This is a genomic window from Aeromonas jandaei, from assembly GCF_037890695.1.
GTDB lineage: Bacteria > Pseudomonadota > Gammaproteobacteria > Enterobacterales > Aeromonadaceae > Aeromonas > Aeromonas jandaei.
Map to the genome: position 1 here is coordinate 3,990,242 of NZ_CP149571.1, position 15,633 is coordinate 4,005,874.

The window sequence follows — 15,633 nt, forward strand, 5'->3', positions numbered from 1 at the left end:
GGAGATACCAAGCGATCCTCTCTGTCGCTTCCCCTGCTGGCTCCGCCAGATGCAGCATTTTCTGCGCCTTGAAAGCGAGTTATGACGCCATGATCACCATCACCCTCGATGGGGCTCAGTTGACGGTTGACCCGACCAGAACCCTGCTCCAGATAGCCAAACAGCACCAGATCGATATCCCCTCCCTGTGCGGTGACAACACCAGCGCTCCCAAGACGCCGTGCGATCTCTGCGTGGTAGAGATTGCCGGGCTAGGCATCCGGCGCGCCTGCGAGACGCGCCCCAAGGCAGGGATGATGGTCACGACCCAAAGCGATGCCCTGCGCGCACACCGCCAGCAGGCGCTCGGCCGCATCCTCGCAGATCACTACGCCGATTGCGAAGCCCCCTGCCAGCGCGCCTGTCCGGCCGGGGTGGACATTCAATCCTATCTGCACCACATCGCCATGGGGGAGCACGAGGCGGCCATGGCCGTCATCAAGCAGACCCTGCCAATGCCTCTTTCCATCGGCCGGGTCTGCCCCGCTTTTTGTGAAGCGGAGTGCCGCCGTGCTCTGGTGGATGAGCCGCTGGCCATTCGTCAGCTCAAGCGCCATGCCGCCGATCTCGATCTGGCCGAAATTGCCCCCTATCAACCGGCAAAGAAGCCCGCCAAGGGCAAGCGGGTGGCCATTATCGGCAGCGGCCCGGGCGGACTCACCTGCGGTTACTATCTGGGTTACGAGGGGTTCGAGGTCGATCTGTTCGAGGCGATGCCCGAAGCGGGTGGTTGGCTGCGCTACGGCATCCCCGAATACCGGCTGCCCAAGGCGATCCTCGATCAGGAGATCGACCTGATGTGTCAAAGCGGCATGCGGATCCACACCAGGCAGCGACTGGGCCACCAGATCACCCTCTCGGCACTGTGCCGCGACTATGATGCGGTCTGTCTGGCAGTCGGCGCCTCCAAGGCCGTACCGATGGATTACCCAGGCAGCACTCTGGCCGGTTGCTATCTCGGGGTCGATTACCTCAAGGATCGGATGCTGGCCAAGCGGCTCACCACCGGCAAGAAAGTCGCGGTGATCGGCGGCGGCAACACGGCCATCGACTGCGCCCGCACAGCGGTACGCCTCGGCGCCGAAACCACCCTTATCTATCGCCGCACCCGCGCCGAGATGCCCGCCGAAGCCTACGAAATCGACGAGGCGGAGCATGAAGGGGTGCGCTTCCTGATGCTGACCAATCCGGTGGAGAATCTGCCGGACAGCCGTGGCCGCGTCTGTCAGGTGCGCCTCGAGAAGATGGCCCTCGGCGAGCCGGACGCCTCCGGTCGCCGCCGCCCGGAGCCAACCGGCGAGTACCTCATTGAAGAGTTTGATACCGTGATTGCGGCTGTGTCACAGCAGCCGGATCTTAGCTTTATGGAAGGGGAGCCCCTCCCCCTCCCCTTCACCCGCTGGCAGACGCTGGAGTCCCACCCCGAGACCATGCACAGCGGCCACGGCAACCTGTTCGCCATCGGCGATCTGCGCCGCGGGCCCGCCACCGCCATTGAGGCGGTTGCCGATGGGCGCAAGGCGGCGCAGGCCATCGATCAGTTCCTCCACGGTGACATGATCGATCCGGTTCGTCCTTTCAACGCCTGCAAGGCCCCCAAACTCAAGCAGGTCGATCCCGCCCAGTTTGCTCACCTGAAAAAAGTCGCCCGTACCATCATGCCTCATTTGGCAGATAAAGATCGCGAGGGCAGCTTTGCCGAGGTGGAGCGTGGTTTGAGTGATGCCGATGCCCGCAGCGAAGCCAGCCGCTGCCTCGAGTGCGGCTGTCAGGCCAACACCGATTGCGCGCTGCGCGACTATGCCACCGAATACGAGGTCGATCAGAGCGCCCTCGATACCAGCCAGTGTCAGAAGTTTGCAGTGGATAACAGCAGCGAATTTATCGTGTTCGATGCCAACCGCTGCATCGGCTGCGGCCAGTGCGTGCAGACCTGTGGTGAGCAAGCGGTGCAGGGAGTGCTGCACTTTGCCAAGCACAGCGATGGCACCCTCTCGAACCGCCCGCAGTTCGACAGCGGGCTGGCAATGGGTGACTCCCACTGCGTGCAGTGCGGCGCCTGCGTACAGGTCTGCCCCACCGGTGCCCTGGTGGATGCCCGCGACAAGTCGCAGGGGCGCACCGAGCTGCTCACGCCGGTCAATACCATCTGCACCTACTGCGGGGTCGGCTGCGGCGTCACCCTCTATGTCGATGAGGCGCGCAACCGCATCCGCTATGTGGAGGGGAACCGCAACTCACCGGTCAACCAGGGGCTGCTCTGCGTCAAGGGACGCTTCGGCTTTGACTTTATCCAGAGCGAGGAGCGCCTCACTACCCCGCTCATTCGCAAGGATGGCGAGCTGGTGCCCGCCAGCTGGCAAGATGCCATTGAGCTGGTTGCAGAACGCTTCACCGCCCTGCGCCAACGTTATGGCAGCGATGTGCTGGCAGGTTTCTCGTCGGCCAAAACCACCAACGAAGAGAACTACCTGTTCCAGAAGTTCATGCGCCGGGAGCTTGGCACCAACAACGTGGATCACTGCGCGCGGCTCTGCCACGCCTCCACCGTCACCGGGCTGGAAGCGTCACTCGGCAGCGGCGCCATGACCAACGACATCCCGAGCATTGATCACTCGGACCTTATCTTCATCATCGGCTCCGACACTTCGGCGGCCCACCCCATCATCGGCTCCCATATCAAGCGGGTGGTGAAAACGGGCAAGGCACGGCTGGTAGTGGCCGATCCGAAACGGATCGAGATGGCGAACCACGCCAGCCTCTATCTGGCCCACCGCCCCGGCACCGACGTGATGCTGCTCAACGGCCTTATGCAGCAGATCATAAAGAACGAGTGGCACGACAAGGCCTATATCGCCGAGCGGGTGGAAGGGTTCGAGGCATTGCAAGCGGAGGTGCTCTCCCCGGCCTATGCCCCGGACAAGGTGGCTCTGGTCACCGGCGTACCGGCTGAACAGGTGATCGAGCTCGCGCGCCTCATCGGCACCGCCGAACGTACCGCCATCTACTACTCGATGGGGATCACGCAGCACACAACCGGCCACGACAACGTGCGAGCCATCGCCAACCTGCAACTGCTGTGCGGCAACATCGGCATCGAAGGGGGCGGCATCAACCCGCTGCGGGGCCAGTCCAACGTACAAGGGGCCTGTGACATGGGAGCGTTGCCCAACTGCCTGCCCGGCTATCAGAAGGTGGCAAACCCAGAGGTGCATGCCCGCTTCGCAACCGCCTGGCAGCAGCCGAACTTGCCGCGCACACCGGGCCTAACCCTCACCGAAACCATAGATGCCGCCTGTGCGGGCAGCATCAAGGGGCTCTATGTGATGGGGGAAAACCCGGTGCTGAGCGATCCGGATCAGCACCACGTCATCGAAGGGCTCAAGCAGCTGGAGTTTCTGGTGGTGCAGGATATCTTCCTCTCGGAAACCGCCCAGCTCGCCGATGTGGTGCTCCCCTCCTGCTCCTTTGCCGAGAAGAGCGGCCATTTCACCAACACCGAGCGGCGGGTGCAGCGCATCTCCCCCGCTCTCAAGGCGCCGGGTGACGCGCGGGAGGATTGGTGGATCATCCAGCAGATCGCCAACGCCATGGGTGGCGACTGGCGCTATCAAAGCCCGCAGGAGATCACCGCCGAGATCTGCCGGGTCACCCCGCAATACGCCGGCATCCAGTGGGATAAGGTGGGTGTACAGGGGCTGCAGTGGCCGTGCAACGACGCGGCGCCCGAAGGCACTCGCCTGCTCCACGGCAAGCAGTTCACCCGCGGCAAGGGGGAGATGGTCGCGACCCCGTTCCGCTATGCCGCCGAACTGCCCGACGAGACCTATCCCATCGTGCTCACTACCGGCCGCCTGCTGGAGCAGTTCCACACCGGCACCATGACCCGCAAGACCAGGGGGCTCGACAAACTGGCTGGCCCGCGAGTGATGATGAGCGTGGCGGACGCCGAGCGGATGGGGATCAGCAACAGTGAGCGGGTGAAGGTCACCAGCCGCCGCGGCCATATCGAGCTACCCGCCTTCGTCACCAAGCGGATGCAACCGGGCGTGGTCTTTATCCCGTTCCACTTCGCCGAAGCCCCGGCCAACCGGCTCACCATCAATGCCACCGATCCCCACGCCAAGATCCCCGAATTCAAGGTAGCGGCAGTGCGCATCGACAAGCTGGTGTGCCCGAGAGAAGGAGAGCAACACACCATGCAGGCGGAACCAGCCAAGCCAGACATCGAGGTTGCCTGAGGGGAATAGCAAACCCTGAGTAGCCGCCTGCCGGGAGAGTTGGCCCGCAGGCCTTCCTCCTTGGTGTTGCAATAGCAAAAGAGGGGTATGAGAAGGGGCCACCAACCAAAAAGCACAAAGGGTTAGCTTCACTGAGAAGCTAACCCTTTGTTTTATATGGTGCCGATAAGGGGAATCGAACTCCTGACCTTCGCATTACGAATGCGCTGCTCTACCAACTGAGCTATACCGGCTTGTTGCCAGCCAGATTCATGATAAATGGCTGGCGTGTCAATCGAGCCAACTCGATTTTATGAGTTGGCTCATGGTGTTAGCGCCCGATCTACAGATCGGTAAACTCGGGGATATGGGCGCGACCGCGACTCTCGAGGAAATCGAGCAGGGCCCGGGGGGAGCGCACCAGGATCCGCTCCAGCGGGAAGCCCGCTTCGGTCACCAGCCGGTGGCAATGGTCAAAATCGCCGAGGCTGAAAGCGACGTGGGAATCGGAGCCGAAGGTGAGATAGGCCCCCAGATCTCGCGCGGCCTCCACGATGGCGCGGCAGTTGCCTTCGCTACCCGGGCGCGAGTGAATGAAGGAGGAGTTGTTGATCTCCAGCGCCACCCGATAGTCCGCAGCCGCCTTGACCACCGCCTGAATGTCGATGGGAAATGAGGGGTTGCCCGGATGGCTGATCATATCGACCCGGCCACTCTTGATGGCGTTGATCATCGCCTGGGTATGGGTTGCCTGATCGCAGGGAGGGAATACCTGCTCATGAAAACCCGCCATGATCATATCGAGACGCGACTCATAGCGCTCGGGGAAATCGATCTCCCCGTCGAGGTTTTTGATGTTGGCCTCGATACCCCGCAGGATCCCCACCCCATCCACCACTCTTGGCAATATCGGCAAGTTGGCAAAATGCCAGACATGAGGGGCATCGGCCATCTCGGGGCCATGATCCGTGGTGGCGAACAGCTTGATCCCTTTGGCTCTGGCGATGGGCAGATAGTCGTGGATGGTGCTGTAGGCGTGGGTGCTGGCAATGGTGTGAGTGTGGGTATCGACCGGGTACTTCATCTTCTCTCCCCTCATATTTTGAAGGGGCAGCATAACAAAGTAGGGGGAATTGGGCCACGCCGGCACTTGCCACACTTTGTCACAAAATACCGAGGAACTGACATAGTCTGAGCCGGGCTGACTGGCATACTGGCTCCCGTCGATACATGCCTGAACTCGCATCGACAGTTTGTCATCAGGATGATGCAAACTCACTTTCCCCACCGTCGCTCCCCGCGGCGGTTTTTTTTGCCTGTTTGTTACCCTCTGCCACTCTCAACCGGGCAAAAAAATGCCCAACTAGCAAGAAGCAGGTTGGGCGAGACTTAATGTTTAATTGCAGTGGCATAGATATAGAGTCTCGCGCTGCGGAGTTAGTTCCGACCTTTTTGCGCTTTTTCACAAAAAACATTCTGCTAACACCAGTTCACAATCTCTTGACACCTCGCGTTATGAAACGTACTTTTTAAACATTCGTTTAAGTGAGGTGTCCAGTGAGTAAAATCGATACCAAAAACCGTATTCTCGACGCCGCTGAAGTGCTGTTTGCCGAGCGGGGATTCGCCGATACCTCTTTGCGTCTGATCACCAGCGAGGCCGATGTCAATCTGGCTTCCGTGAACTATCACTTCGGCTCCAAGAAGGAGCTGATCCAGGCGGTGCTCGACCGCTATCTGAGCCTGTTCATGCCCGATCTGGATGCCCGCCTGCGGGTACTGATGGAGCAGGATCAGCTGACCCTGCTGCAACTCTTTGAAAGTTTTGTCGAACCGCTGATGAAACTCTCGGCGGTGCGGGCCAATGGCCCGGCCATCTTCATGCAGCTGCTGGGGCGCGGCTATATCGACAGCCAGGGCCACCTGCGCCGCTTTATCACTGCCCACTATGGCCCCATTTTGCAGCGGATCACCCAGGCTATCTCCAAGGCCAACCCGGCCCTCTCGCCGGCAGATCTCTTCTGGCGCCTGCACTTCACCCTGGGCACCGTCGTCTTCACCATGGCCTCTGCCGATGCGCTGCGCGACATCGCCCTGGCCGATTTTGGCCAGCAGCTCGATGTCGAGGGGCTGGTACGCAACGTTATTCCTTATCTGGCGTCCGGAGTCGGGGCACCAGTGGAGTCGACCAGGCTCTCCCTGGCCGTGTAACAACCAACAATAAATCAACGGAAACAGTGAAATAGAAGGAACTTCGGTATGATCACATTGCTTATCCTGCTAGTGCTGGCGATTGCCGTTGTGCTCGGCGTCCCCTCACTGCGCAAACAGTGGGTAACCCGTCCTGTGTTCGGCATCTTCAAGAAGATACTGCCGCCCTTGTCGGCCACCGAGCGGGAGGCCATGGAAGCCGGCTCCGTCTGGTGGGATGGCGAGTTGTTTCGCGGCAACCCCGACTGGAAAAAACTGCACGGCTACGGCAAGGCCGAGCTGACCGCAGAGGAGCAGGCCTTTATCGACAATCAGGTCGAAACCCTGCTCGCCATGGTTGATGACTTCAAGATCGTCAACGAAACCAAAGACCTGCCGGAGCCGGTCTGGGACTATCTGAAGAAGGAAGGCTTCTTCTCCCTGATCATCCCGAAATCCTACGGCGGCCGCGAATTCTCGGCGATCGCCAACTCCACCATCGTCACCCGTATTGCCACCAAGAGCCTGAGCGTGGCGGTCACCGTCATGGTGCCGAACTCCCTTGGCCCGGGCGAGCTGCTGATGCACTACGGCACCCAGGCCCAGAAAGATTTCTGGCTGCCGGGGCTGGCCAACGGCAAAGAGGTGCCCTGCTTCGCCCTGACCGGGCCGGAAGCTGGCTCCGATGCAGGTGCCATTCCTGACAAGGGGATCGTCTGCAAAGGGATGCACAAGGGTGAAGAGGTGCTGGGTATTCGCCTCAACTGGAACAAGCGCTACATCACCCTGGCGCCGCGCGCCACCGTGCTGGGGCTGGCGTTCAAACTCTATGACCCGGAGAAACTGCTGGGTGACAAGGAAGAGCTCGGCATCACCTGCGCGCTCATCCCCACCAGCCACCCGGGCGTGCGCGTCGGCGATCGCCACTACCCCATGGGTCTGGCGTTCCTGAACGGCCCGACTTTCGGCAAGGATGTGTTCATTCCGCTCGACTGGATCATCGGCGGCCCGGATTACGCCGGTCGCGGCTGGCGCATGCTGGTGGAGTGCCTCTCCGCCGGTCGCGGCATCTCGCTGCCTGCTCTGGGCACCGCCTGTGGTCACATGGCGAGCCGCACCGTGGGCGCTTATTCCTACGTGCGTAAACAGTTCGGCATGTCCATCGGCAAGTTTGAAGGTGTGCAGGAAGCGCTGGCCCGCATCGGTGGCCTCACCTATCAGCTGGAAGGGGCCCGTCGCATGACCGCAGGTTCGCTGGACTTGGGTCAGGCGCCGGCCATCGTCACTGCGATTTCCAAGTACCACATGACCGAGATGGCGCGCCAGATCATGGATGACTCCATGGATATCCACGCCGGTCGTGCCATCCAGCTGGGCCCGAAAAACTACACCGGCTACGCCTACATGGGGATTCCGGTCGCCATCACGGTGGAAGGGGCCAACATCCTGACCCGCAACCTGATGATCTTCGGGCAAGGGGCCACTCGCTGCCACCCGTACGTCTTTGCCGAGCTGGAAGCGGCGGCTGATACCGACGTGGAGCGCGGTCTCGAGAAGTTTGACGCCCTGCTGATGAAACACATCGCCTTCGGCGCCGGCAACTTCTTCGGTTCCCTGTTCCAGGGGCTGACCCTTGGCCAGTTCAACAGCGCTCCGGTAACCGGTGAAACCGCTCGCTACTACAAGCAGCTCTCCCGCATGAGTAAAGGGCTGGCCCTGTGCGCCGACGTCTCCATGCTGATGCTGGGTGGCGATCTCAAGCGCAAGGAGATGATCTCCGCCCGTCTGGGTGACGTGCTGAGCCACCTCTACCTGGCCTCCGCCACCCTCAAGCATTACGAGGATCAGGGCCGTATGGTCTCCGATCTGCCGTTCGTGCAGTACGCGGTGGAGCGCAACCTCTACCTGATTGGCAAGGCGTTCGAGGGCTTCTTCCAGAACTTCCCGAACAAGGTGGTGGGTGCCGTGCTCAAGCGCGTGGTGTTCCCGTTCGGCGTCGGTTACAAGATGCCGGCCGACGATCGCTGCCACGCCATCTGTCTGGCCATGATGAAGCCGGGCGAGTTCCGCGACCGTCTGACGGCCCTCTGCTATGTGGGCAAGGACGAGGCGGATCCGGTCGGCCTGATGGAGCGTGCCTTCCAGGCCATGGTCGCAGTGCAGCCCTACGAGAAGAAACTGGTGCAGGCCCAGAAAGAGGGCAAACTGCCTCGCAAACTGGCGCTGCCGGAACTGGTGGAAGCCGCTTTGGCCAAATCGGTGCTGAGCAAGGACGAGGCGGACAAGCTGCTGGCCGCCGATGCCCTGCGCTACGAAGCCATTCAAGTGGACAACTTCGCCCCGGGCGAGCTGGAGGGAATGGCGCAGGCCAACCCCATCCATCACGCCGCCTGACAAGCGATAATCAAAAAGGCCCCTTTCGGGGCCTTTTTTTATGGCAATCGCCACGCACTGACCGTTCGCACATCCTGCGTACAGCCAAGCAGGCCGGAGTTTGCTATCTTGCGGCCATCATTTGCGTTTAGAGCAAGCACAACCCATGAGCATTATTTTGGGCATAGACCCGGGATCGCGGATCACCGGTTACGGGGTTATCCGGGTCGTCGGCGGCAAGGCCGAATATCTGGGGTCGGGCTGTATCCGCACCGATTGCGGCGAGCTGCCAGAGCGCCTCAAGCAGGTCTATGACGGGGTATGCGAGATCATCACCCAGTTCAAGCCCACCGAATTTGCCATCGAACGGGTCTTTATGGCCCGCAACGCCGACTCGGCCCTGAAACTGGGGCAGGCCCGTGGCAGCGCCATCGTCGCGGCGGTCAACGCTTTTTTACCGGTGAGCGAATACTCTGCCACCCAGATCAAGCAGGCAGTGGTGGGGACCGGCGGCGCCAGCAAGGAGCAGGTGCAGCACATGGTGACCCATCTGCTGAAACTCTCCGCCACCCCGCAGGCGGATGCAGCGGATGCCCTCGGCGTCGCGCTCTGCCACCTGCACACCCGCCAGAGCCTGATCAAGATGGCAGGGCGCGCCAGCAGCTCGGTACGTGGCCGCTATCGCTAAACCTTGTTCACCCGCCCTGCTCACCTCGGGATCGCCAAATAAAAAAACCGCCCCGGATATCCGGGGCGGTTTTGTTTGGCCCATCAGCAAGCCGGGACGTCGCTAAAGACGAAATCGCTCGGCTTGGCACTCTGCGTTTGGCTAGACGAACAAGCTACCCGAGCGTACCGGAATACTCTCCTCCTGAGCCTGCAATAAAGGCAGCAGTTCGTGGTAACCGGCATGCAGCTTGTCGCAGGCAGCTTGGCATACTTCTGGATCCGCATGCTCATCCAGAGTGCACCACAACAGCAAATGCCCTCGACCATCCACCGTCAGTCTGGCCGGTTGCAAGGTAGAGAGTGGGCTGTTGACCTGCAGCAGCAGCAGCATGACGCCGGAAAGCATTCTGGTGGGAAGCGGGGCGAGCGGCAGTGCCAGCACATATTGCCCGTCGATCTTCTCGAACCATAGCTCTGGTGCATCCTCAAACCTGATCACCCGGCTCTCGCCCGCGGCGGGTAGAGCCAATCCCAGTGAACCCAACCAATCAATCAGCATATTTACTCCTTCATCATCCAGGAGCGAGCCTGAGTCACAGTGGTAGAGGAGAGAGGCTTGCTCCACGGTTTATTGCGGGCCCCATAGTTATCAGCCAGCTCCCGCAGGGCCTCATTGACCTCGGCCGACGTGGTCGCGCCGACAAGTGCGTGCTCGGTTTTACGCAGGAGCGCCACATTGCTGTCCGGCTGACCGGGACGGAACAGGGAGGGGTAGATCACCTCATGAATGATGTTGTTCGCGACCGTGGCCACCTGACGACGGCTGGCCTCTTCCTTGCCCAGATCCAGCGCGGCGAAACGCCCTGCCGGGCTCGGAGTATCGAGCAACCTGGCCAGCGCCGGGTTGTCTGCCTGATTGAGCTGCGCGGCAAGCCACTGCTGCCGGGCCGGCGAGTCTGCGAGTGTGCCGAGCTGCTCCAGAGCCTGCGCCAGCGAGCCAGAGAGATCGAGTCGCGCCGAGGGATCCTGCTCCAGTACAGATGCAACCAGTACCGAGAGCTGATCCTGAACTTCCTGACGAAAAAGGGCAGTTGCCTGGACATCAGGGGTGCGCTCTTCGGCCACCGCGGCAAAGTCCCGATCCGGGAGCGCCAGCAGCGCCGACTCCAGATCCTGGAACTGATAATCCTTGCGGCTGCTCTCCCGTCCTTCCAGATGCTGCCCGACCACATCGGCCAGCCTCTCCTGCAGATGCTGCTTGTCCGCATCGCTCATGGTGAAGTTGAGGGTGCCACTTAACGTGCCGCTGAAATCACCGCGCTCTGATTTGAGCGGCACTGTCACCACTTGATCGGTCAACCCGTCAAGCCCTCTGGTTTGCAACGCCGAGCGTGCGCCAACGGGAGCCCCAACTACCCAGTCTGCAATCGCCCCCTTGCGAGTACCACGATCGGCCGGTTTCCCGCCCTCTTCTTCAAACTTGAGGATCAGGTTCTCGTGCTCGGCGATGGTGGCCCCCCTGGCCTCGGGATGGATAAGCTCGAGCACCGGGACGTTGAGCATGACACCGCCATCTTGCAAGGACAGCTTCTCCCCCTGCGCCAGGAAAGGTTGATGCTGCTCCTCCGGGCGACTGAACACCACCGGGAATGAGCCCGATATGTGCGCGGCGCGGGCAATCTCCATGTCTGGCGTCAGGCGGGCGTTAAACAGGATCATCTGGGGACGACCATCAAACATGCCGGTCCCCGTGATGTTCAGCTCCTTGATGGCCGGAATATGGCGACCAAGCAGAGCCAGATCGCCGAAGGTCACACCGCCCCCCTGTTCGAGGCGCTGACGAATGGCTGCGACGTCGGGTCTGCTGGCCAGCTCTGGGTGAGCCTTCAATTGCGCCAGAACCGAACTGCGTGACTCCTGCTTGAGTATCCTTTCGAGCGGGACGGCATCCGACTGCAGACGTGGAAAGATGTTGCTCAGCAGTTGTACGAAGCTGCCAAGTTTACCCAGCTTGAGTTTTTCGAGCACGCTGGCGATCGCTTTGCCTGCTTCGCCACTCATGTGCTGGGCCAGGCTGATCTTTTTAACCGGCGAATCAAGCAGGCTGATGAAGTCCATCTCGTCAGAGAGCGCCTTGAACTCGCTCGCGTTCATGCCGGCAGCAAGCAGTGCGGCCGTAATGGCGCCGGCCGAGGAGCCAGAGAGTGTACGGATCCCCTCCAGCTTCCCCTGCGCCTCCAGTGCCTGGATGGCGCCCGGATAGGCAGCCCCTTTGGCGCCGCCACCGCTGAGCACCAGGCTGGTGATGGGCGGCCGGGCCAGAGTAACGGATGCCGAGCCATCCTGCTGGCGGGTGATGGTCACCTGACGCGGGCCGCAGCCCTCACAGATCACATCGCTCTTGGCAGAAGCCGCCAACGGGGCATGGCTCACACTCTCCAGCCGGGGGCCGGATACGCCACCCAGAGTCGCGACAAGGCTGGGTGCACTCTCCTGCGGTCGGCCAGGTTGCGGCTCGACAGCAGGCGTGTGGGTCGATGGTGAAAGACTGGGGGCTTGCTGAATCTGCATGGCGCTTCTCCTGTTACGATGGAATTGTCCCCATTCTAGGGATGCAACCCATGGTCGTTTGGCAACAGAAGCCGCGATTTTGTCAATGGGGGGATTTATTTTCTCTCGTGAACATCGGCGCGCTCCAGCGTCACCGCCATCGCCCGCGAGAGCGCGTCAAGCTGGCCATCGAGACTGGCATCGATGATCCCCACCTCGGTTTCGAGGATGCAGCCCCCCTGATCGAGGCGGGCATCGGCAGAGATTTCGAGATACCCGATCTCGGGGAAATCCTTGTGCACCCGGGCAATCTGATCGCGTACCGCCTGCACCTGTTCGGGATTGACCCGCACCGTCACCTGCTTCTGGTTGCTCACCAGCGAGAGCGCCTCGCGCACCACCTTGAGGGTGAGCGCCACCTGATCGTAATCGTGCAGGATCTTGCGCACCGCCTGCAGCACCACCTCGCTCATCTGTTGTTCCACCGTGCGGTAGTATTGCTGGCACTGCAGCTGGGTCTGGTGCACCAGCACGGCCTGCTCGCGGCGAGCCTCCTCGATGCCGGCCTGCCAACCGAGCTGCTTCTGCTCCTCATAAACGGCACGCGCCTCCTCGACGATATCGGCAGCCTGTGCCCGGGCGGCATCGACCAGCGCCTGAGCACTCAGATAGGCCTGATAGTCGTGACTGCGCAGGATCCGCTGACCGGGAGCCAGTTGCAGGTGTTCACTCTTTATTTCAACAAATGGCAGCATTGTGGCGTTACCTGTTTGGCAATTTTGAGACAGAGTGCGCGAGCGAGTGGCAGCTCGGCATCAGCCAGTGACCAGCCTGGGCGCAGGGGTGATACCGGCAAACGTAGCGCAAGGCGACGGGCCCAGGCGGGATGAGCCCCCCCCGCCGCAGCCAGCCAGAATCCCAAACCTGCCGCCTCCAGCGAGGCGCTATCGAGCGTGGCTGGCAGCGGTTGCTGCCAGCCGGCAGGCCAGGGGCCGATCAAGAGGTCGAGGCGAGCAAGCAGCGACCTGTGCCCCTCCTCCCCCAACACCGCGATGATTTGGCGCAGCACAGGCGCTTGCAGGCAGTGGCGGATCGCCTCGCCATGGAGCACGGCGCCAAGCTGGCGCAGCACGAGCGCCAGCGCCTCGGCCGGAAAGAGCGCCAGCCCGCCAAGCTGCGCGGGCAGTTCGTAGTCGATAGCCAGTGCCAGCTCGTCGAGCAGGGCCTGATTGCAGGCAGGCAGAGTGCGCCACTCGGGGACACTCGCCTGCAGCCAGCGCCACGAGGCGGGGAAGTGCTCTTCGTGCAGATAGCTGGCCGGACAAAAGCGCAGTTGATAGGGGGTAAGGCCGACCGCCATCAACGACTCCGACGCCGGTGCCACATGAATTGGGCCAGGTTGGTGGTCACCACCAACGCCAGCAGGAGCGCGATCAGTCCACCCAGCCGCCATCTGGATCCTTCGCTCACCTCGATGGAGAAGAGGGTGGTATTGCGCGGCATCAGGGGGCTCTGGCGTACATCGGCCGAGGGTACCAGCACCACGCTGATCCGGTCGTAGGCGAGCCCTTCAATGCTGTTGTTGACCAGCTGCTTGATCTGCGGGATGTAGGTGTCGAGCTGGATATCCGCCGCATGTTTGATAAAGACCGAGGCCGAAGCGGGAGATGGCTTCTTGCTGATCCCCTCGTTCCCTTCGGGCAATACCACATGGACGCGGGCCACCAGCACGCCGTCGATCTCCGAGAGGGTGTGGGAGATCTCCTGGGCCTTGGCGTAGTTGAGGCGAGCCCGCTCCTCGGTGGGCGAGGAGATGAGGCCATCCTTGGGAAAGACATCCTGCAGGGTGGAGAAGCTCTCGCGCGGATACCCCTTGCGCTTGAGCAGTTCAACCGCCTGCGCCACATCGGACTCCTCGACCAGCAGCTTGATGTTGCCATCCTTGTCAGGCTGCTTGTCCGAGGAGATCCCCTCGGTGCGCAGCAGCGCCAGCATCTCGTTGCCCTCTTTCTGGTTCACCCCGGTATAGAGCTCCACCTTGCAGCCACTGAGCAGCAGGGAGGTGCACAGCACCCCCATCAGCATCGATCTCTTCACACTACCTCACTGGGTCTTCAACAGGGTTTCTACGTTCTGGCTCATCTTGCCCACGGTCTTGGCAATGAGCTCCTCCTGCATGGTGATCCGCATCAGCGACCACTGCATCTGCATCAAACTGTTGGGATCATCACCCGGCGTTGCCAGTTCGGCCTGCAGGCTCTGTTTGGCCTCGACAAACTGCTGCTTGATCTCGCCGATTTCGCCAAGCAATGTACCGCCGATCCCCTGAGCGCTGCCGCCCATCGCCTGCTCGAAGGTGGCGATCTGGGCACCGGGAACATCCGCCGCTTTCAGCTCATCCAGGCTGGTCACCACGGCCTGCGCGCTTTGTGCTATCTCCATCACTCCTCCAGATCCAGTTTGTGTGCGTGACGCACCAGATTGTTGACCATGCCGTTGTGCGGGATCAGGGTCATCAGTTCACGTCGGGCCAGCTCGGCCAGATAGTCGTTACCGAGCCATGCCCCCTGCCCCCGCAGCTCTGCCATCACCTTGAGCAGCACCGTCTCCCGCCGTGACGAGAGCGGGTCAAACTCCCGCATCAGGGCACGCAGCTCTGGCAGGTCGATGGCCGCCACCACTGGCAACTGGCGCTCGCCAAAGCGCTCAATCAGCTTGCTCGCTACCGGCTTGAAGAGCTGGTCGGCTACCCCGGCCGTTTTCTCATCCTGCTGATAGACCTGCCAGAGCAGCTCGCGCCGGGTGGCGGGAGAGTGTCCCTCCAGCAGCGCTTCCAGTGGAGTCCCCTCTTTCCAGCGCGTCAGCAGGGCACTGCTCTCCTCTTTGGCCAGTAGCCGCTCAAACTGTTGCCGCTCTGCCGCTGCAGGCGGGGGCAAGCCCGGCGGCGTCACCGCCAGCGGACGAGTGCCTAGCTCGTTACCATCGACCTTCATGAGGCGATCTGTTCGCGCATGCCGGCGGCAAACTGCTGCAAGGAGGAGAGCTCGCTCTGTTCAAGCCGGGCCAACCGGCTCTGCAGTGCATCCAGCCGCGTCAGCCGCCATTCGCACAGGGCGAGCCAGGGTTCCAGTTCGGGGGTATCGCACCCTTTGCCCAGCGCCAGAGCCCCCTCGTAATCTCCCCGGTTCATCAGGGAGGAGAGGCGGATCAGGGTGACACACTCGCTCATCTGCGGATCGCTTGCGAGCCAGTCGGCGATGGTGGCGGCCTGCGAGTGACAATGATGACCGGTGCCGGCCACCGCCAGTTCGGCCAGTTGCCGTTTCAGTTGGCGATCCATCGTCACACCTTCTGCAAGATGCCCTGCATCAGATCTTTCATGCTGCGGGTCACGGTAGAGTTGATGTTGTAGATCACCGACCACTTGTTGATCTTGTGTTGCAGCTCAGCCAGCCTGGCGGGGTCATCGGGATTATCTTTCAGTGCGTCAATCGCAGCTTTTACGTCATTGTTGGCATCGTTCGCCTGCTTCTTCAGCGCCTCGGCGACGTTATCCAGGGTATTCCCCGGGTTAAAAATGGGTTCTGCCATC

14 protein-coding genes and 1 tRNA gene are annotated in these 15,633 nt (G+C 61.6%); 4 read left to right on the top strand and 11 right to left on the bottom strand.

Annotation, left to right across the window (positions count from 1 at the left end):
- The first annotated feature begins 89 nt into the window (after positions 1 to 89).
- Positions 90 to 4,280: a formate dehydrogenase subunit alpha gene (fdhF, locus tag WE862_RS18685; RefSeq protein WP_339058660.1), complete on the top strand. Its 4,191-nt coding sequence runs from the start codon at positions 90 to 92 to the stop codon at positions 4,278 to 4,280.
- A 157-nt stretch (positions 4,281 to 4,437) separates the two neighbouring features.
- Here the strand turns inward: fdhF and WE862_RS18690 are convergent.
- Together WE862_RS18690 and WE862_RS18695 are read right to left on the bottom strand one after the other, a co-directional pair.
- Positions 4,438 to 4,513 (bottom strand) — tRNA-Thr (locus WE862_RS18690).
- 89 nt (positions 4,514 to 4,602) lie between these two features.
- Positions 4,603 to 5,343, bottom strand: coding sequence for a phosphatase (locus WE862_RS18695; protein WP_042031479.1), 741 nt, complete (start codon positions 5,341 to 5,343; stop codon positions 4,603 to 4,605).
- Between the two features lie 473 nt (positions 5,344 to 5,816).
- Here WE862_RS18695 and WE862_RS18700 point away from each other — a divergent pair, with 473 nt between their 5' ends.
- The 3 genes from WE862_RS18700 to ruvC all read left to right on the top strand — a co-directional run bounded on the left by WE862_RS18700 (position 5,817) and on the right by ruvC (position 9,510).
- Positions 5,817 to 6,470, top strand: coding sequence for a TetR/AcrR family transcriptional regulator (locus tag WE862_RS18700; protein ID WP_041208826.1), 654 nt, complete (start codon positions 5,817 to 5,819; stop codon positions 6,468 to 6,470).
- 48 nt (positions 6,471 to 6,518) lie between these two features.
- Entirely contained in the window at positions 6,519 to 8,843 is a 2,325-nt protein-coding gene (locus WE862_RS18705) for an acyl-CoA dehydrogenase (RefSeq protein WP_042031480.1), read from the top strand.
- A 145-nt stretch (positions 8,844 to 8,988) separates the two neighbouring features.
- The gene (gene ruvC, locus WE862_RS18710) at positions 8,989 to 9,510 is read left to right on the top strand and encodes a crossover junction endodeoxyribonuclease RuvC (RefSeq protein ID WP_041208829.1); all 522 of its coding nucleotides are present in this window, start codon (positions 8,989 to 8,991) and stop codon (positions 9,508 to 9,510) included.
- Positions 9,511 to 9,651: 141 nt separating this feature from the next.
- Here ruvC and WE862_RS18715 read toward each other — a convergent pair whose 3' ends face one another.
- The 9 genes from WE862_RS18715 to sctF all read right to left on the bottom strand — a co-directional run bounded on the left by WE862_RS18715 (position 9,652) and on the right by sctF (position 15,632).
- On the bottom strand, positions 9,652 to 10,050 hold the full coding sequence (locus WE862_RS18715; protein ID WP_033113152.1) for a hypothetical protein: 399 nt from the start codon (positions 10,048 to 10,050) through the stop codon (positions 9,652 to 9,654).
- Between the two features lie 2 nt (positions 10,051 to 10,052).
- On the bottom strand, positions 10,053 to 12,062 hold the full coding sequence (locus tag WE862_RS18720) for a patatin-like phospholipase family protein (protein ID WP_082035465.1): 2,010 nt from the start codon (positions 12,060 to 12,062) through the stop codon (positions 10,053 to 10,055).
- A 95-nt stretch (positions 12,063 to 12,157) separates the two neighbouring features.
- Positions 12,158 to 12,796, bottom strand: a complete 639-nt coding sequence (locus WE862_RS18725; protein WP_042031481.1) for an HrpE/YscL family type III secretion apparatus protein — start codon at positions 12,794 to 12,796, stop codon at positions 12,158 to 12,160.
- A complete protein-coding gene (locus WE862_RS18730; protein ID WP_042031482.1) occupies positions 12,775 to 13,401 on the bottom strand; it encodes a Yop proteins translocation protein K in 627 nt (208 codons plus the stop codon). Before WE862_RS18730 ends, WE862_RS18725 begins: the two co-directional genes overlap by 22 nt.
- Positions 13,401 to 14,138, bottom strand: coding sequence for a type III secretion system inner membrane ring lipoprotein SctJ (sctJ, locus tag WE862_RS18735; protein WP_185430698.1), 738 nt, complete (start codon positions 14,136 to 14,138; stop codon positions 13,401 to 13,403). The genes WE862_RS18730 and sctJ overlap by 1 nt, the downstream gene beginning before the upstream one ends.
- A gap of 6 nt (positions 14,139 to 14,144) precedes the next feature.
- Positions 14,145 to 14,483, bottom strand: coding sequence for a type III secretion system inner rod subunit SctI (gene sctI, locus WE862_RS18740; protein ID WP_033113156.1), 339 nt, complete (start codon positions 14,481 to 14,483; stop codon positions 14,145 to 14,147).
- Positions 14,483 to 15,034, bottom strand: a complete 552-nt coding sequence (locus WE862_RS18745; RefSeq protein WP_339058661.1) for a YopR family T3SS polymerization control protein — start codon at positions 15,032 to 15,034, stop codon at positions 14,483 to 14,485. Before WE862_RS18745 ends, sctI begins: the two co-directional genes overlap by 1 nt.
- A complete protein-coding gene (locus WE862_RS18750; protein WP_042031484.1) occupies positions 15,031 to 15,381 on the bottom strand; it encodes a YscG family type III secretion system chaperone in 351 nt (116 codons plus the stop codon). Before WE862_RS18750 ends, WE862_RS18745 begins: the two co-directional genes overlap by 4 nt.
- A gap of 2 nt (positions 15,382 to 15,383) precedes the next feature.
- Positions 15,384 to 15,632: a type III secretion system needle filament subunit SctF gene (sctF, locus tag WE862_RS18755; RefSeq protein ID WP_042031485.1), complete on the bottom strand. Its 249-nt coding sequence runs from the start codon at positions 15,630 to 15,632 to the stop codon at positions 15,384 to 15,386.
- Position 15,633: the final 1 nt, after the last annotated feature.